Below are 18648 nucleotides of genomic sequence, written 5' to 3' on the forward strand. Positions count from 1 at the left end.
CTGAGCGTGGTGATCGCCGGGGTTCCGGCGGGGGCGACGCTCTCGGCCGGCACGGACAACGGGGACGGCACCTGGACGCTGACCGGCGCCCAGCTTTCCGGTCTGACCTTGACCCCGCCGGATGATTTCAGCGGCAGCTTCGGGCTGACGGTGACGGCGACCGCTTCGGTCAACGGTACCCAGGCCAGCCACAGCGAGGCGCTCACCGTGACCGTGGCGCCGGTCGCCGACACGCCGACCCTGACCGTCGCTTCGGCCAGCGGCCTGGAGGATCACGCCATCGCGCTTGCGATCGGCAGCGCCCTGGTCAGCCCGGCGCTGGGCGAGACGCTGGGGATCGTCGTTGCCGGGGTTCCGGCCGGCGCGGTGCTGTCGGCCGGCGTCGACAACGGCGACGGGACTTGGACGCTGACCGGCGCCCAGCTCGCCGGGCTGACCTTGGCGCCGCCAGAGAACTACAGCGGCAGCTTCGCCCTGACCGTCACCGCGACGGCGGCGGTCAACGGCACCCAGACCAGCCATTCGGAGACGCTGAGCGTCACCGTCGCCGCCGTGGCCGACACGCCGAGCCTCGCGGTCCTGCCGGCCTACGGCCGCGAGGACCAGGTGATCGGCCTGAACATCGCCTCGCATCTGGCCGACATCGACGGATCGGAGACCTTGAGCGTCACCCTGTCCGGCGTGCCGACCGGGGCGACGTTGTCGGCCGGCGTCCGCAACGCCGACGGCAGCTGGACGCTGACCGGCGCCCAGCTCTCCGGGCTGACCTTGACGCCGCCCGTCAACTTCAGCGGCAGCATCGCCCTGACGGTGACGGCGCGCGCGACCGAGGCGACCGGCGGTTCGGCCACCACCACGACCAGCCTGCCGGTGATCGTCACCGGCGTCGCCGACACGCCGACCGTGACCGTCTCGGCGGCCAGCGGCGCGGTCGACACCGCCATCCCGCTCAGCATCGGCGCGGCGTTGCAGGACACCGACGGGTCGGAGACGCTGTCGGTGCGCATCTCCGGCATCCCGGCCGGGGCGCGGCTGTCGCATGGCCAGCTCACCAGCTCGGCCGGCGGCTTCACGGTGTGGACGCTGGCGCCCGGCGATCTCGCCGGGCTGACGATCACGCCACCCTGCCACTACACCGGGGTGATGACCCTCGGCGTCCGCGCCATCTCCACCGAATCCGACGGGGACAGCGCGCTCGGCGCGGCGAGCACCCTCGCCGTCACCGTCACCGGGTCGGGCAGCTCGGTGATCTCGTCCGGCGTCAACCTCAACCTCGGCGTCGTCGCCGGGGTGGAGGACACGCCGGTGGCGCTGAACCTGCTGGGCGGGCTGACCGGCCTGCTCGGCTCGGTGACGCTCGACTCGGTGGTCGTCACCGGGGTGGGCAACGCCACGCTCAGCGCCGGGGTGAGGCTGGCCGACGGCTCCTACCTGCTGACGCCGGCCCAGCTCGCCGGGCTGACGCTGATCCCGCCGCACGACGTCTCGGGCGACTACAGCCTGAGCGCCACGGTCAACCTCGGCGGCAGCCAGCTCGGGACCAGCCTGTCGGCCTCGATCGGGGTGCACGTCGTCGGCGTCGCCGACGCGCCGACCCTGTCGGTGGCGGCGGCGGCCGGGGCCTACGCCACCGCGATCCCGCTCTCCATCACCGGGGCGCTGACCGACACCAGCGGGACCGAGAGCCTGCACTACATCCTGGGGGTGGCGGCCGGCGCCCACCTGTCGGCCGGCATCGACAACGGCGACGGCACCTGGACGGTGCTGCCCTCGCAGCTGTCCGGCCTGAAGGTGACGCCGCCCTACGGCTTCTCCGGCACCTTGCCGATCACGGTGACCGCCGTGTCGCAGGAGGTTGGCGGCGCCACCGCCTTCACCCAGAAGACGCTGGCGGTCACCGTCGCCCCGGCCGCCGGGGCGGTGCTGGCGGCCCTGCTCTCGGCGGTGCCGCTCAACGGGGTGGAGGACGTCGGGCTCGATCTCGGCGCGACCCTGCTGTCGCTCAACCTCGGCAGCATCGCCTCGGTGTCGATCAGCGGCATCCCGGCGGGAGCGACCCTGTCGTCGGGCGGGCTGCTCAACATCAGCGCCAACAACATCAGCGTCGGGCTGCTCAGCGGGCTGAAGCTGAACATGCCGGCCAACTATTCGGGCGACTTCCAGCTGACCACCACGGTCAAGCTGGTCGGCGGGCTGATCACCATCAACAAGGACATCGCCGTCCATGTCGCCCCGGTGGCCGACCTGCCCGTCCTGTCGGTCGGGGCGACCGTCAACGGCACCGAGGACCAGGCGATCGGCCTGAACATCAGCGGCAGCCTGCTCGACCTCGATGGGTCGGAATCGCTGTCCTTCACCGTCGCCGGCCTGCCGGTGGGGGCGCGGCTCAGCGCCGGCCACGTCAACCCGGTCAGCGGCGCCTGGACGCTGACGGCCAGCGAGCTGCTCGGGCTGAAGCTGCTGCCGCCGCCCGACTTCAGCGGCTCGCTGACCCTGTCGGTCGGTGCCGTGGCGTCCGAGTTGCTGGGGGCGGCCGGCGTGACGCTGAAGCCGCTGACCGTCACCGTCGCCCCGGTCACCGACACGCCGATCCTGGCGCTGCCGTCCGCCGTGGGTTCCGAGGACCAGCCGATCGCCCTGACCATCGGCGTCGCCGCCGGCGACATCGACGGGTCGGAGAGCATCACCGGCCTGGTGGTGTCCGGGCTGCCCACGGGGGCGACCCTGAATCGCGGCACGTCGCTCGGCAACGGGTCCTATTCGCTGACCACCGCCGACCTTGTCGGGCTGACCATGACCCCGCCGGCCAACTACGCCGGCACCCTGGCGCTGACCGTGACGGCCACCGCCAAGGACGGCACCGCCGCCTCGGCCTCGGCCAGCGGCACGCTGTCGGTGACGGTCAAGCCGGTGGCCGATGCGCCGTCGCTGACGGTGGCCGACGTCACGGTCCACCAGGGCCACGACGCCAGCCTGTCCATCGGCGCCGCCCTGCTCGACGCCGACGGGTCGGAGGTGCTGTCGGTGGTGGTCGCCGGCCTGCCGGCGGGCGCCCGCCTGTCGGCCGGGCTGAACAACGGCGACGGAAGCTGGACGCTGACGGCGGCCCAGCTCGCCGGGCTGAAGCTGCACACCCCGGCCAGCTTCTCGGGCGACCTCGCCCTGACGGTGACCGCCCACGCGCTGGACGGCTCCATCGGGCCGTGCAACCAGTCGCTGGCCGACCGCACGGCCACCCTGACCGTGCATGTCCAGCCGGAGACCGGCGCCCCCGTCCTGGCCCTGCCGGACGTGACGGTGCTGGAGAACGCCTCGGTCCTGCTCGACCTCGGGGTCGGGGTGCCGGGGCTGGACGTCGCGGCCAACGTCAGCGTCACCGTCGCCGGCCTGCCGGTGGGGGCGAGCCTGTCGGCCGGGACGCACAACCAGGACGGAAGCTGGACCCTGACGGCGGCGCAGCTCGCCGGGCTGCGGCTGACGCCGCCGCACGACAGCACCGACGACTTCACCCTGACGGTCACGGCGTCGGCGCAGGTCGCCGGAGCCGCTGCGCTGGAGGCCACCGGGTCGCTGCACGTCAACGTGCTGCCCGACTTCGGCGGCGGCCTTTCGCTGAACGCCGGCTTCGCCATCGCGCCGTCGCTCGGGCTGTCGGCGCTGGGCACCCAGATCGTCGCCGGCGCGACGATCGCGCTGGGCACCGGCTTCCACGACGGCGACTGCCTGACGCTCGGCGGCCTGCACACCGAGACCGACGCCTCGGGCCATCTGGTGATCGCCGGCACCGGCATCCAGGTGAGCGGCGGCGGGTACGACACGGCCAACCACACGCTGACGCTCAGCGGCGAAGCCTCGGCCTCGGTCTACCAGTCGGTGCTGCGCTCCATCCGTCTCGACCCGTCGGACGACGCGGGATCCCGCTCCATCGCCATTGACCTGTTCGACCATGACGGGCACGCTATGCCGCTGGGTCATCAGGCGATCACGCTGGATGTCGGGCTCGGTGCCTCCACGGCCACCGGAACGGTGCTGAGCGGCGTGCTGGGCCTGCTGGACGGCGGACACGACGGCGTGGTGGCGGCGGCGAACGCGCTGGGACAGGATGTGGGGTCGCTCGCCGACGCCCTCCTCCACAACAGCGGGGACGGCGGCGTATCCTCGACGCTGCCGGACGATCCTCTCCACAACGCGGCAAATTATCTGCATGCTTAGGAAACTGCGCGTTCTGTGTGTCGACGACAGCCCTTGCATGCGGGACATGCTGGCCACCAGCCTCGTGCGCCTCGGCTACGAGGTGGTGGCCGCCGGTGACGGCGCGGAGGCCCTGGCGGCCCTGCGCGCCGACCCCAGCATCTCCCTGGTCATCAGCGACTGGATGATGCCGGGCATCACGGGGGTGGAGCTGTGCAAGCGGATCCGCGACCTGCCGCGCCCCAACCACATCCATGTGATGCTGCTGACGGCGCGGCAGGGGCAGGAGAATTTCCTGGAGGCGATGGCGGCCGGCGCCGACGATTTCCTGAACAAGCCGGTGGACATGCCGACCCTGGCGGCCCGCCTGCGGGTGGCCGAGCGGATCCTGACCCTCCAGCAGCGCATGCAGCGCAACAACACGCTGCTGGCCCAGGCCAACCAGAAGCTGCGCACCGCCTACCGCCGCCTTCAGGAGGACATGGAGGCGGCGGCCCGCGCCCAGCGCAGCCTGCTGCCCAAACCGTCGATGACGCTGGGGGCCGCCCACTTCCTGTCGTCCCTGACCCCCTCGATCGAGATCTCCGGCGACGTCTACAATTACCAGGAGCTGCCGGACGGCTCGGTCGGCTTCTATGTTCTGGATGTGGCCGGGCATGGCGCCCGCGCCGCGCTCCTGTCGGTCATGCTGTGCCGGCTGCTGACGGTCGAGGCCTTCGTCAGCAAGGAGGACGGGATCACCCCGCGTCCGCCCCACGCCATCGTCGCCGACCTCAACCGGCAGTTCCAATGCGACGACAACGTGACCGACTATTTCACCATGATCTGCGGCGTGCTCGACCGCGACGGCCGGACGATGCGGATCTGCCAGGCCGGCCACCCGCACCCCGTCGTCCTGCCGGCACGGGGCAAGCCGCGCGTCGTCGGCACCGGCGGCTTTCCGGTCGGCCTGTTCGAGGAGGCCGATTACGCGAGCATCGAGATTTCCCTGGCACCCGGCGACCGGGTGTTTTTCTATTCCGATGGGGTGACCGAATGCGCGTCGCCCGACGGGTCGCTCTATGGGGTGGAGCGGCTGCTCCAGGTGCTGGAGCTGACGCGCTCCGCTCCGCTGGACCGGATGGTGGCGACGTTGCAGGCCGAGCTGCGCGGCTGGCACCAGCGCGACAGCTTCGACGACGACATCTCGGTCGTCGCCTGTGAGAGCATCGCGACCGAGGTCTGCTGACCGCCGAAGAGAGTCCCGCCAGGGAAGAACGACCCAAGAAGAACGAGAAGGGAGTCTGCGCAATGATCAAGTCACAAACCATCGGTCCGGTCCTGGTGCTCGCCGTCGAAGCGCCGCGCCTCGACGCGGCGCTCGCCGTGCGGTTCCGGGAGGAGATGCTCCAGCATCTCGCCGAGGAGCCGGGCCGGGTGGTTTTCGATTTCTCCGGGGTGACCTTCCTCGACTCCAGCGGGCTCGGCGCCCTGGTGTCGGTGGTCAAGCGGGTGAACCATCACTGCAAGCCGGTGCTCTGCGGCCTCCAGCCGGCGGTCCGCACGATGTTCGCCCTGACCCGGATGGACAAGGTGCTTCAGGTCCGGGGCACCGTCGACGAAGCGGTCGCCAGCCTTGCCGCCGAGTGACGACCGGCCGGCGCCCGAGGCGGCGTTCCTCCTGGCGGTCGCCAGCGACCTGGAGAATGTCCGTCTCCTGGCCGAGGCGGCCTGCCGGGCGCTCGCCCCCGTCCTCAGCGACGAGGATCTCATCAAGGTCGAGATCGGGCTGGTCGAGGCGGCCAACAACGTCGTGCTGCACGCCTGCCGGGGGCGCGGTGAGCACAGCATCCGGCTGTCCTGCCTGCTGCGTGACCGGACGGTGACGCTGCTGCTGGAGGATGACGGCGTGCCGCCCGACGGCGATCTGAACCGTGGCGGCGCCCCTGCCGACGGAACGGCCATCGATGGGGCGGCCGTTCTCTGCGACGGCACCGACGATGCCGCCCTGCCGGACGGCATGGCCGAATGCGGGCGGGGACTGTGGCTGATCCGCCAGTGCTTCAGCTCGGTGCATTTCGATTCGCAGGACGGCATCAACCGGGTCTGGCTGCGGTTCGACCGGGGGGCGTGAGCGTCCGCTTGTCCCGGTCCGCTTGTCCCGTCCACCGCCCGTCCGGTCCGCGCTGCGTCAGTCCGCGTCGCGGGCGTCCGTCTCGAGCGCGGGCGCGCGGCCCGGCCGGTCCACCTGGAGCCGGTCGATCGCCTCGGCGAGCGTCGAGATCTTCACCGGTTTCAGGAAAAAGGCGTCGGCCCCGGCCTCGATCGCCGAGGCCTGGTCGACCATCCGGCTGTAGCCCGTGTAGAGGATGCAGGGCAGGTCGGGGCGCCGGTCCTTCAGTCGGCGGATCAGGGTGATGCCGCTGATGCCCGGCATGGTCTGGTCGGTGATGACGAGGTCGAAGGCGTCGGGATCCTCCTCGAACGCCTCGATGGCGTCGCGCGGGTCCTCGCAGACCGCCACCTCGTGGCCGATCCGCTCCAGCCCGACCGACACCATGTCGCCCATGTCGCCCTCGTCGTCCACCACCAGCACCCGGCAGCGGCGGCGGGCATGGAGCCGCGCCACGTCGGCGAACTCGTCGGCTTCCTCCGCCGGGGCGGTGTCCGCGCAGAGCGGGATGAAGACGCGCATCACCGAGCCGGCCCCCGGCTGGCTGCACACGACCAGACCGCCGCCATGCGCCTGGACGATGCCGAACACCACGGCAAGGCCGAGGCCGGTGCCCTCGCCGAGATCCTTGGTGGTGTAGAAGGGGTCGAAGGCCTTGGCCATCACCGCCTCGTCCATGCCGGCGCCGCTGTCGGAAACCTCGAACAGGACGTGCGGCTGGCCGAGCCGGGGCGGCAGCACCTTCTGGACCGTCCAGCCGGCCTCGGCGCCGTCGCCGGCCGGGTCGGTGTCGCCGTTCCACAGCCGGGCGGCGACGTCGATGCGTCCCGTCTCGTCGGGCAGCGCGTCGCGGGCGTTGATGGCGAGGTTGACCAGCACCTGGACGAGCTGGGTGCCGTTCGCCCGCATCCGCGGCAGCTCGTCCGGGACGGCGATCTCCAGCGTCACGCTGGACGGGATGGCGGAGCGCAGCAGGATCGCCGCGTCCTCCAGGATGCGGCCGGGCAGGGTGGGGGCCAGGGCGGCGTTGCCCGCCCGCGAGAAGGCGAGGATCTGGTGGACCATGTCCTTGGCGCGGTCGCACACCCGGCGGATGCGCCCGGCGTAGTCGCGCTGCGGGGTTCCCGCCGGCAGGTCGCAGAACAGGAAATCGGCGTAGCCGGAGACGGCGCCCAGCAGATTGTTGAAATCATGGGCGATGCCGCCGGCCAGCCGGCCGACCGCGTCCATCTTGTCCATCTGCGACAGGCGGCGTTCCAGGTCGACCCTCTCGCTGGCGGCGGTCAGGCGGGCCGAGACGTCGCGACCGATGATCACCACGTCGCCGTTGAGCCGGCGGGTGAAGCGCAGATCCATCGCCGCGATGCGGACGCCGAAGGGCGTGCGGTAATTCTCGATCACCCCTTCCCAGGAGCCCTCGCGCTCCAGCGCGTCGAAGACGCCCAGCTCGGTGCGGCGGCGGGTGGTGTCGGGGTCCTCCAGCGATTCCATGTGCTGGCCGAGCACGGCGTCGGCGTCCCGCGCGCCCACCAGATCGCAGGCGGCCTGGTTGAGGTAGAGGATGCGCTGGGCGGCGTCGAGCAGGACGATCATGTCCGGCGTGGAATCGATGGCGGCGATCATGCGCTCGACGTCGCGCGCGTTGCGGATGACCATCTCGCGCAGTTCCCGACGCTCGGCCTCCGAACGGCGCAGGTCGTCGAGCGCGCGGGCGATGTCGCCGATCTGGTCGCCGCGCTCCAGCATGTGCGCCGGCAGCGGGATGTGGTGGTTGCCGGAATCGAGCATGCGCACGGCGGTGCGCAGATGCTCCAGCGGCACCCCCGCCATGCGGTGGACCAGCGTGCGCAGGACGAGCAGGAAGACTCCGAGGATGGCCAGGGTGGTCAGCCCGAACAGCAGCATGCCGGTGTCGAATCCGGGCAGCGGCACGTCCAGCAGGATGTATTGCGGGTAGTCGCTGTCCAGACGGGGCAGCGGCAGCCCGACGCGGTGGACGGTGCCGCCGCCCGGCAGGTTGCGGATGCCGGAGAAGGGCGCCCCGGCGTGCAACGCCCGCGCCTCCTCGGCCGTGAGGTCGCCGAGCCGTCCGTCCTCGTCGACGGTCGGCTCCTGGCCGATCCGCGTCCGGTCGTCGGCGAAGACATAGTGGCCATCCACCGTCAGGATCGCCAGGCGGCTGCCCGGCACCGCATGCTCGACCGACTCGCCGATGCGCAGCCAGTCGAGGGCGTCGATGTCGTAGCCGATGACCCCGACGACCTCCTGGTCGATCATCAGGGGTTCGACATGGGTGGAGACGCCGGCGGCGCTGCCGGGATCGGGCCGCAGGCCATGGACCTGCGCCCGTCCGGATTCCGCCGCCCGCTCGATCAGCGCGCGGTCGGTGTCGTCGAGCGGCTCCCCCTGCTCGATCCGCCCGTTGCGCCGGGAGAAGACCGTCGCGTCGGGCGCCGCGACGGGGCCGCCGTGGGTGGAAGGTTCGCCCGCATCGGCCAGACGCGGCACGATCCAGAACTGCGACAGCTCCGGCGCGCGGGCGATGGCGCGGCGGCCCAACTCGTCGAGCGCCGCCCGCTGCACGTCGGGGCTCTCGTTGTGCGCCGCCACCGCCAGTCCGATCAGACGGGCTCCCTCCAGGGTCCGGGAGCGGGCGTCGGCGACGCGTTCGCGCACCTCCCGCGCCAGGGCCTGGGCCTGCTCGCCCGCCAGCCGGTCGCGTATGCCGGTTCCGGCCCACTGCGCGGCAAGCAGGACCATGGCCGTCAGCAGGATGGCCGTCACGGCGGCGGCCCGGATCAGTCGCTTCGACAGGGTGTCGGGGGCCGCGACGGCCGTCTCTTGGGAGTAGGGCATGGAATGCTCGACCGCGTGGAGGCCCGATGGGGGGCCTCGCGATGGGAGGGCGTTACGGGGAGCCGCCGTTGAACAGGCCGGTTTCCTGGGCCCGGCGCACCGCGTCCGCCCGGTTGCGCGCGCCCAGCTTGCGGAAAATGCGGCGGGTGTGGAACTTGACGGTGACCTCGGCCAGATCGAGCCGCCGGGCGATCTCCTTGTTGGTGGCGCCGGTGGCCAGCAGGCCGAACACCTCGCGCTCGCGGTCGGTCAGGGACGCCTGTTCGGTGGTCTCGTCGTCGCCGGCCTCGTCCTCCTCGGCCGCCGGCTGCGGCCCCTCTTCGCCGGCCAGCGACAGGGCGATCTTGATCGGCAGCACGGTGCCGCCTTCGGCCACCACCTTCAAGGAGGGGGCCAGCACGCGCTGGGGGGTCGTCTTGGGCAGGAAGGCGGCGGCGCCGCAGCGCAGGGCTTCCATCACGATCGCCGGCTGTTCGGCGCCGCTGACGACGGCGATCGGGCCGCGCACGCCGAGCGCCCGCAGCCGCGAGATCGGGTCGCTGTCGCCGACGCCGGGCATGTGCCAGTCCAGCACGACCAGATCGAAGGCGATGTCGGCCGGATCGACCTCGCCGAAGGCGCCGTCTTCCAGGGATCCGATGAAAACGACGTCGGCGGACGGCCATTCGAACCGCACCGACAGCTCCAGCGCGTCGCGGAACAGCGGGTGATCGTCAGCGACCAGAATCTTCAAGACACGTCCCCTTTGGATCGGTTCCTCCGACCGCAAGCTCCTTCTGTGTGGCAACCTATCGCTGATAACATTAACGATTTATGATCGCAATGGAAGGTTGATTTTTTATCATCAGCCATCTCCAGAGATCGTGGTCTCGGACTTTCTCATCCAATCATAGGCCTTGTTCATGGTAATTATGTGACTGAAATATCTTCTTGTTGTGCAGTGCGCGCGTCACCGGCAGCCGGCCGGCCACCCCCTGGCCACCGGCTCAGAACAGCTCGAAGGAGTCGCTTCCGCTGGTGTGGCGAACCTCGCCGAGCAGGGCGAGGCTCAACGCATCCTCCATGTCCGCCAGGGTGATTCGCGACAGCAGCCCCTCCGCCCAGGCGCGGTCGACATCGGCGCCATGATGCAGCGGAGCCAGCGCGGACCTCAGATGGGCGAAGGCCGCGACCGTGTTCTGGATTCGCTGCTGGGCATGATCCTGGAACTGGAGGTTGCAGATGATGCGCGGCACCGCCTGCCCGATGTCGGCCGAGATCGCCGCCGACTGGCCGACCGATTCGGCGAGCGCCGCCGTGTGGCCGGTCAGCGCGCCGCCGATCGCCGCGATTCGCTGGGGATCCAGCGTCGACTCGCCGCCGTCGGCCAGCACGCCGCGGACCGTCTCCATGCCGCCGCGCAGGTCGCGCCCCATGTCGCCGACCGCCTGGCGGATGGCGGTGGACACCGCGTGGATCGAACGGGAGAGGTCGCGCACCTCGTCGGCGACGACGCCGAATCCCCGGCCCTGCTCGCCGGCGCGCGACGCCTCGATCTTGGCGTTCAGCGACAGCATGACGGTCTGCTTGTTCAACTGGTCGATCTGGCCGGTCAGCCGCTCGACCTGGGCGACGGTCGCGGCGCAGGCGTCGATCACCGCCAGCATGCTGCGGGCGCTGCCGGCGATCCGCTCGGCCCGCTGCACGGCGTCGCGGCAGGTGCCGGCCAGCTCGTCGGCGATGGCGGTGAATTCGACCGTCTCGCTCTGGACGCTGACGCGCCGCGTCCCGGCGATGATCCGCTCCAGCACCGCCGACTGGCGGACCGCCAGCGCCGACAGCTCCTCGAAGTCGGTGCTCAGCGTGGTGACGCCGCCCTCGATGATGGCGGCCGTCTTCTCCATTTCGCCGGCCAGCCCGGTGATGGCGCGGTCGACCGTGGCGATGCGCCGCTCCCCGGCCGTCTCGCCGGATGCCGCGCGGTCCTGTCCGAAAGAGCCGTCCATGCTTCCGTCCCCCGTCAAAGATGCGGTTGCTTGGGCGCGTGCTGCGCCAGCAGCCCGACCAGCGTCGCGGTGATGCGCGACAGCGGCACCTCCTGCTCGACCGCGCCCGTCTCCCTGGCGATGCGCGGCATGCCGTAGACCACGCAGCTCCGCTCGTCCTGGCCGATGGTGCGGGCGCCCTCCTCGCGCATCCGCTTCAGCCCCTCCGCCCCGTCGCGTCCCATCCCGGTCAGGATCACCCCGATGCCGCGCCGGCCCGCCGCCGCGGCGACGGAGCGGAACAGGACGTCGACCGACGGGCGGTGGCCCTGCACCTTGTCGCCCTCGTGCAGGCGGCAGAGATAGGCGCCGCCCTCGTGCGCCAGTTCGAGATGCCGGCCGCCAGGGGCGACATAGACGTGGCCGGCCCGCAGCCGCTCGCCCTGTTCGGCCTCCTTGACGCGCACGGCGCTCATCGCGTCGAGCCGCGCGGCGAAGCGGGCGGTGTAGGCCATCGGCATGTGGACGGTCACCAGGGTGGCCGGCATGTCGGGCGGCAGGGTCACGATGATCTCGCGCAGCGCCTCCACCCCGCCGGTCGATGCCCCGATGGCGACCACCGCGTTGGACGCGGCGAAGCCGAGCGGCGCCGGCCGGCAGGGGACGTGCCCGGCGCCGTATCCCCCGGCGCCGCAAGCCCCGACGCCACCGCCGAAGGCGCGCTGCGCCAGACGGCGCTTGGCCGAGGCGGCGTGCACCACCTTGTCGGTGATCTCGCGGGCCAGCTCCTCCAGCCCGTTGCGCAGGTCGACGGTCGGTTTGGGCACGAAATCCACCGCCCCCATCTCCAGCGCCCGCAGGGTGACGTCCGCCCTCTCCTGCGTCAGCGAGGAGATCATCACCACCGGGGTCGGCCGCAGGGTCATGATCTTTTCCAGGAAGGACAGCCCGTCCATGTGGGGCATCTCGATGTCGAGCGTCACCACGTCCGGGTCGGTGTCCTTGATCGCCACGCGGGCCTCGAGCGGGTCGCTGGCGGTCGCCACCACCGCGATGCGCGGGTCGGCATCGAGGATCGCGCAGAGCAGCCGGCGCACCAGCGGGGAATCGTCCACCACCACGACGCGGACCGGAACCGTTGGCATGCCGGGCGATCGGTCGGGCAGCATCAGATCTCTCCTTCGGGGGCGATGCGCTGGTAGATCGTGCCGCCGACCGGACGCAGCGGGATCCGTCGGTCGAGCAGCGATTCCGAATGGCCGAGATAGAGGAAGCCGCCCGGCCGCAGCAGCGCCGCCAGCCGGCCGCACAGCGTGGTCTTGGTCTCGCGGTCGAAATAGATCATCACGTTCCGGCAGAAGATCGCGTCGAACGGTCCCTTGACCGGCCAGGGTTCCAGCAGGTTGAGATGGCCGAAGGACACCAGGGCCCGCGGCTCGCGTCCGACCGTCACATGCTCCTGACCGCAGGGCTCGAAATGACGGCGCAGCTCGGCGGGCACCGCGCCGCGTACCGCCTCGCCCCGGTAGAGGCCCGCGTCGGCGCGGTCGAGCGCGGTGGTGTCGAGGTCGGTCGCCAGGATGCGGGCGCCGCGCTGCACGGCGTCCGGCGCCGTCTTCAGCAGGGTGAGCGCCATGCTGTAGGGCTCTTCCCCGGTGGAGCAGGCGGCCGACCACAGCCGCAGCCGCCCGCCGCCGCGCGCCCGCCAGGGGGCCGCCACCACGCTGGCCAGATGGTCGAAATGGTGCCGCTCGCGGTAGAAGGCGGTGACGTTGGTGGTCAGCGCGTTGACCAGCCCGACCATTTCCTCCTCGCCCTTGGGCGAGCGCAGCAGATCGACATACTCCTTGACGCCGGACAGCCCGAGCACCCGCAGCCGCTTGACCAGACGCGCCTGCACGAGATCGCGCTTGCCGTCGTTGAGCTGGATGCCGGTCCGCTGCCGTGCGAGTTCGGTGACGTAGCGGAAATCCGCGTCTCCGAGAATCGCCGACGACCTGGAGGCGGGGGGGTGGGAGGCCGGGGGGCGGGAGGTTGCTTGCCGGGAGGCGGTCGGTGCCATCGCGTTCCGTTCCGGGGCGGTTGTGGGACGTGTCATGCGCCCGCCACCCCTCCCCCGCTGGGCGGGGAAGGGGCGGCGGGGGGCTCAGAACTGCGACCAGTCGATGTTGCGGGCGTTGCGCTGGCCGGCGCCGGCACCGGCGGCGCGGCCGGGGAGCTGGGCGATGGCCCCCGCCGGCGCACCCGTCGGGGCGGCCAACGCTGCCGGGCGTTCGCTCCGGCGGGGGGCCTCGCCGCGCACGCCCCTCGACTGGGTGGCCGGCTGGGCGGCGGGGACCGCCTTGAGGACCGGCGCCGGCGCGTCGGAGATCCGGAAGAAGCTGACCAGGGTCAGCAGCCCGGCGGCGCTCTCCTGGAGGGTGCGCGACGAGCCGGCGCTCTCCTCCACCAGGGCGGAGTTCTGCTGGGTCATCTGGTCCATGTTGGAGATGGCGCGGTTGATCTCGTCGATGCCGACCGTCTGCTCGCGGCTGGCCTCGGCGATCTCCGAGACGATGTCGGCGACGCGCTTGATCGAGGTGATGATCTCGTCGAGCTGGCCGCCGGCGCTGTTCACCAGGTCGACGCCCTGGCGGACGTGGCCGCTGCTCTCCAGGATCAGCGACTTGATGTCCTTGGCGGCGTCCGACGACTGCTGGGCCAGCGTGCGGACCTCCTGCGCCACGACGGCGAAGCCCTTCCCGGCGTCGCCGGCCCGCGCCGCCTCGACCGCCGCGTTCAGCGCCAGCAGGTTGGTCTGGAAGGCGATCTCGTCGATCACCCCGATGATGTCGGAGATGCGCTGCGAGGAGTTGGCGATCTGCCCCATGGCGCCGACGACGTTCTTCACCACCTCGCCGCCGCGCACAGCGACGTCGCGGGCGCCGAGCGCCAGCTGGTTGGCCTGCTGGGCGTTCTCGGCGTTGGCCTTGACGGTGGAGGCGATCTCCTCCATCGCCGCCGCCGTCTCCTCCAGGTTGGAGGCCTGCTGCTCGGTGCGCTCGGCCAGATCGACGGCGCCGTTGGCGATCTCGTCGGCGGCGGCCGCCACCTCGGTGCTGGAGGCCATGATCTTGCGGGTGGTGTCGGACAGCCGCTCGGTCGTGGTGTTGGCGTCGGTGGACAGCAGCTTCAGCAGCCCGTCGTAATCATCGCGGACGCGGCGGTTGAGGTCGCCCTCGGCCAGCGCGCTGAAGAGCTGGCCGATGTCCTCCAGCGCCGATTCCATCCGCTGGCACAGCTCGTTCAGCGATTCCGCCAGCACGCGCTGGAACGGGCTCTTGCCGGCCGGGTCGAGCCGCATGGAGAAGTCGCCGCGCGAGGCCGCCTGGACCATGGCGCCGATCTCCTCCTGGATGGCCTTCTGGGCGGTGACGTCGGCCCATTCCACCACGGTGCCGACCCGCTCCTTGCGGTCGTTCCACACCGGGCTGACGATCAGCACGAAGTTGCGCCCGCCGATCGGCAGCGCCGCCTCGTGGCGCTGGGTCAGCGCCGCCAGCATGGTGCGCTGGTGCATCGGGTTGCGGTGGAAGCGGTCGATGCTGGAGCCCAGCAGCCCGTCGACCTGGAAGCCGGGAAGCTGCTTGGCGATCTCGCCCTCGGCGTTGCGCAGCATCTCGATCATCGTCCGGTTCATGTAGACGATGTCGAGATTCTCGTCGGCGACCATCACGTTGGTCTGGCAATTGTCGAGCGCGGCGCGGACGCGGACGTTCTCGGTGGCGACGCGGGCCTGCTCGCGCTCGCGGGCCAGCCGCTCGGTGCTGTCCTCCCACTCCACCACGGTGCCGAGCCGCTCGCCCCGCGCGTTCAGGATCGGGCTGGCGGTGAGGCCGAAGCTGCGGCCGCCGACCTCGACCTGGGCGCGGTGGGCGCCGGACAGCCGCTTCAGCAGGTTGCGCTGGTGGGTCGGCTGGCGGTGGAAGGCGTCGATGTTGCGGCCCAGAAGGTCGTCGGTGCGGAAATCCGGCAGGTCGCGCCGCAGGTCGTTCTCGGCCGTCCGCAGCATCGCCAGCATGGTCTCGTTCATGTAGGTGATGTTGAGGTCGTTGTCGGCGACCATGACGTTGGTCTGGCAGGTGTGCAGCGCCGCGCGCAGCCGCATGGCCTCCAGCGTGCGGGCCTGCATGTCGCGAACGTCGGCGGCCTGCTCCTCGGTGAAGGCGCTGGTGTCGGGCGTCTCGCCGGCCGCCGCCGCGCGCATCGCCCCGACCCAGGCGGCGTAGCGGGCCGATTCCGCCGCGATCGTCGCGGCGCGGGCGCCGGCGCGGCGCTGGGCGACCAGCAGGATCACGGTGCCGAGCGCGGCCGCCAGGATGCCCGCGGCCACCAGGATGAGTTCCGCCGGAGCGGGCGTGTGCGGCACCAGGCAGGCGGCGACCGCGCCGACCAGCCCGAGGGCGCTGAGAAGGGCTCCGACCACCGCCGCGCCGTAGGGAGCCGGTGAGGGGACGTGGGTGGAAGCGGTGGTCATGGCGTGGTCCCTTTCGATGGCCCGTCGGGGGTGGGGCAGAGGAGTTCCCGGTGTCGTGCCGCCTGCGCGGCGCTTTTCTTCAAGCCGCCTGCGCGGCAACCTTTCTCAAGCCGCCTGCGCGGTAACTTTTCTCAAGCCGCCTGCGCGGCGATGGCGACCAGCGACTGGTCGAACAGGCGGTCGGGATCCAGGATGGCGATCATCCGGCGGTCGAGCGCCAGCAGCCCGGCGATGAAGCCGCCGGCCTCGCCGTCCTCCTCCGGCAGCGCGCGCAGGTCGGCGCTGCCCGCCTTCAGGATGTCGGAGACGGCGTCGACCAGGATGCCGATGGTGCGTCCGCGCGCGATCAGGATGATCACGACATGCAGGCGGGTCGCCTCGGTGGCCCCGCGCCCGAAGCGGCAGCGCAGGTCGAAGATCGGCACGATGTTGCCGCGCAGGTTCAGCACGCCGCGCACGTAGGACGGCATGTTGGGCAGCGACGAGACGTTCGCCCACGCCTTGATCTCGCGCACCGCCATGATGTCGACGGCGAAATCGTCGCCGTTCACCTTGAAGGCGACGAACTGCACCGGCTGGTTCGTTTCCGCGGCCTCGTCGAGGTGGCCGGCGGTGTGGCCGGCGGGGCGCGGCGCGGCGTTGGCGGCTGTGGCGGTCATGGCGGTGGTTCCGTCGTTGGCCCCGTGGTTGTCGGGCGGTGTTGGTCGGGCGGTATGGTCAGGCGGCGGAGGGCAGGGCGGGTTTCGGCGCGATGCCCGGCGGCGCGGTGCCGTCGCGGGCGCGCCGGCCGCGCTCCATCGCCACGCAGGCGTCGAGGTCGAGGATCAGGCAGACCTGGCCGTTGCCGAGGATGGTCGTCGCGGCGACGCCGGGCACATGGGTGAAGTTCTGCTCGATCGGCTTCACCACCACCTGCTGCTGGCCCAGCAGCTCGTCCACCACGAGCCCGATGACGCCGGCCGTGTCGGTCTCGACGCGGACGACGATGCCGCGCGCCGGGTCGCGCTCGGCGCCGGACAGGCCGAAGACGTCGGCCATCCGCACCAGCGGCAGCCAGTCGCCGCGCAGGAACACCACCGTGCCGTGCCCGACCACCTCGTGCACGTCGCCGGGCTTGGGCCGCGTGCTCTCCAGGATGTTGGCGAGCGGGATGACGTACAGCTCCGGCCCGACGCGCACCAGCATGCCGTCGAGCACCGCCAGCGTCAGCGGTAGCGTCATGGTCCAGCGGGTGCCGGCGCCCGGCTCCGACTGCACGGTGACGCGGCCGCCCAGCGACTGGATGTTGCGCTGGACGACGTCCATGCCGACCCCGCGCCCCGACACGTCGGTGACGGTCTCGGTGGTCGAGAAGCCGGGCGCGAACAGCAGCGCGTCGATCTCGTCGTCGGACGGCTCGGCGTCCTCCGCCACGAGGCCGAGCGCGCGGGCCTTGGCGAGCACGCGCGGGCGGTCGATGCCGCGGCCGTCGTCCTCGACGCGGATGACGATGCGTCCGCCCTTGTTCTCCGCCGACAGGTGGATGACGCCGCATTCGGGCTTGCCGGCGGCGAGGCGGGCTTCCGGACGCTCGATCCCGTGGTCGATGGCGTTGCGGATCATGTGGGTCAGCGGGTCGGCCAGCTCCTCGATGATCGTCTTGTCGACCTCGGTCGCTTCGCCGGTCATGCGCAGATCGACCGTCTTGCCGAGCCGGCCGGCGAGGTCGCGGACCATCCGGGGCATGCGGGCGAAGATCGACTTCACCGGCTGCATGCGGATCGCCATCACCGCGTCCTGGAGCTTGCGGCTGTGGCTGCTCAGCCCCTTCAGGGCGGCGATCATCCGCCGCTGGGTGCGCGAATCCAGCTCGCGGCAGAGCTGGGTCAGCACCGCCTCGGTGATGACCAGCTCGCCGACCATGTCGACCAGCCGGTCCACCCGGTCGAGATCGACGCGGATGCTGCCCTTGCCGGCCGGCGCGGGCGCGCGGGCGCCCGCCCCGCCGGGGGCCGCCGGAGCGGGGAGGCCGGTGGCCGGGGCCTGAATGACGGAGCCGCCCTCGGTGGCCGGGGGCGGTGCGGGAAGCGCCGGAGCGGAGAAGACGGTGGCCGGGGCGGGAAGCGGTGGCGGGGCCTCCTCGGCGGAGCCGTCGTCCGCGTCGGGGAAGGCCGCCTCGAGCGGGGCGATCTGGATGTCGGCCTCGTCCTCGACGAACTCGAACACCTCGCGGATGTCGGATTCCGGGTGCGTCGTCTCCAGTTCGATCCGCCAGGCCAGCACCGGCTCCGACGGGTCGAACATCTCGATGTCGGGCAGGCGCGCGATGTCCAGCGTGGAGACGAGCCGGCCGAGCCGGCCGAGCGCGCGGATGATCAGCAGCGGCTCGTTGCCGCCCGAATAGGCGGTCGGCCGGAACAGGATGGCCCAGCGCCGCGCCGCCTCGCCGGAGGCGGCGGGGAAGTCCGGGAAGGAGGCGGGCATCGCGGTGGCCGGCAGGACGGTGGGCAGGGGGGTGGGCAGGGGGGTGGGGTGAGCCGAGCCGGCGGATTTCACCGCCTCGGCCAGCCGGTCGGCGATGGAGCGCGCGCGGTCGCCGTCGGCGCCGGTGCCGTTGCGCGCCGCCTCGACCTGTTCGGCCAGCGCGTCGCCGGATTCCAGCAGCAGCGCCAGCATCGCCGGGGTCAGGGACAGCCGCCCGGTGCGCAGGCGGTCGAGCGCCGCCTCCATGCGGTGGGTCAGGTCGGCCAGGGCCGTCAGGCCGAAGGCGGCGGCCCCGGCCTTGATCGAATGGGCGATGCGGAAGACCGCGTCCAGCGTGTCGCGCTCGTGGTGGCCGTCGCGGGCGCCGTCGCGCAGGGTGCCGAGCAGTTCCTCGTTGCGCAGCAGATACTCGCTGCACTCGTCGAAGAAGGTCGCGCGAAGCTCGTCCATGATGTCCGGGGCGAACGCCATCGGCTGCGGCTCCCATGCGGTCGGAAAGGAGGGCG

11 protein-coding genes and 1 pseudogene are annotated in these 18648 nt (G+C 71.7%); 4 read left to right on the top strand and 8 right to left on the bottom strand.

The genetic code is table 11. The annotated features are described in order from the left end of the window. The 4 genes from J2847_RS10245 to J2847_RS10260 form a co-directional block, all read left to right on the top strand. On the top strand, positions 1-4212 hold a 4212-nt coding region (locus tag J2847_RS10245), incomplete at its 5' end, for a beta strand repeat-containing protein (RefSeq protein ID WP_233474429.1). Then, a complete protein-coding gene (locus J2847_RS10250) occupies positions 4205-5419 on the top strand; it encodes a PP2C family protein-serine/threonine phosphatase (protein WP_267912513.1) in 1215 nt (404 codons plus the stop codon). The genes J2847_RS10245 and J2847_RS10250, both read left to right, overlap by 8 nt. Before the next feature lie 62 nt (positions 5420-5481). After that, on the top strand, positions 5482-5820 hold the full coding sequence (locus J2847_RS10255; RefSeq protein WP_209778904.1) for an STAS domain-containing protein: 339 nt from the start codon (positions 5482-5484) through the stop codon (positions 5818-5820). Further along, on the top strand, positions 5807-6304 hold the full coding sequence (locus J2847_RS10260) for an ATP-binding protein (protein WP_209778905.1): 498 nt from the start codon (positions 5807-5809) through the stop codon (positions 6302-6304). The genes J2847_RS10255 and J2847_RS10260 overlap by 14 nt, the downstream gene beginning before the upstream one ends. Positions 6305-6361: 57 nt before the next feature. On the opposite strand, the gene J2847_RS10265 is transcribed toward J2847_RS10260, so the two are convergent. The 8 genes and pseudogenes from J2847_RS10265 to J2847_RS10300 all read right to left on the bottom strand — a co-directional run bounded on the left by J2847_RS10265 (position 6362) and on the right by J2847_RS10300 (position 18613). Next, entirely contained in the window at positions 6362-9199 is a 2838-nt protein-coding gene (locus J2847_RS10265) for a hybrid sensor histidine kinase/response regulator (RefSeq protein WP_209778906.1), read from the bottom strand. Positions 9200-9251: 52 nt separating this feature from the next. After that, a complete protein-coding gene (locus J2847_RS10270; protein WP_209778907.1) occupies positions 9252-9932 on the bottom strand; it encodes a LuxR C-terminal-related transcriptional regulator in 681 nt (226 codons plus the stop codon). A gap of 253 nt (positions 9933-10185) precedes the next feature. Beyond that, entirely contained in the window at positions 10186-11184 is a 999-nt protein-coding gene (locus J2847_RS10275; protein ID WP_209778908.1) for a methyl-accepting chemotaxis protein, read from the bottom strand. Positions 11185-11198: 14 nt separating this feature from the next. Further along, positions 11199-12332, bottom strand: coding sequence for a protein-glutamate methylesterase/protein-glutamine glutaminase (locus J2847_RS10280; protein ID WP_233474430.1), 1134 nt, complete (start codon positions 12330-12332; stop codon positions 11199-11201). After that, positions 12332-13225, bottom strand: a complete 894-nt coding sequence (locus J2847_RS10285) for a CheR family methyltransferase (protein WP_209778909.1) — start codon at positions 13223-13225, stop codon at positions 12332-12334. The genes J2847_RS10280 and J2847_RS10285 overlap by 1 nt, the downstream gene beginning before the upstream one ends. Positions 13226-13642: 417 nt before the next feature. Beyond that, positions 13643-15679: pseudogene (locus J2847_RS10290) on the bottom strand (methyl-accepting chemotaxis protein); the annotation flags it as partial. A gap of 131 nt (positions 15680-15810) precedes the next feature. Continuing rightward, the gene (locus tag J2847_RS10295; protein ID WP_209778911.1) at positions 15811-16338 is read right to left on the bottom strand and encodes a chemotaxis protein CheW; all 528 of its coding nucleotides are present in this window, start codon (positions 16336-16338) and stop codon (positions 15811-15813) included. A gap of 58 nt (positions 16339-16396) precedes the next feature. Then, the gene (locus J2847_RS10300; RefSeq protein ID WP_209778912.1) at positions 16397-18613 is read right to left on the bottom strand and encodes a chemotaxis protein CheA; all 2217 of its coding nucleotides are present in this window, start codon (positions 18611-18613) and stop codon (positions 16397-16399) included. Between the last annotated feature and the right edge of the window lie 35 nt (positions 18614-18648).

The organism is Azospirillum agricola (genome assembly GCF_017876095.1).
GTDB classification, from domain to species: domain Bacteria; phylum Pseudomonadota; class Alphaproteobacteria; order Azospirillales; family Azospirillaceae; genus Azospirillum; species Azospirillum agricola.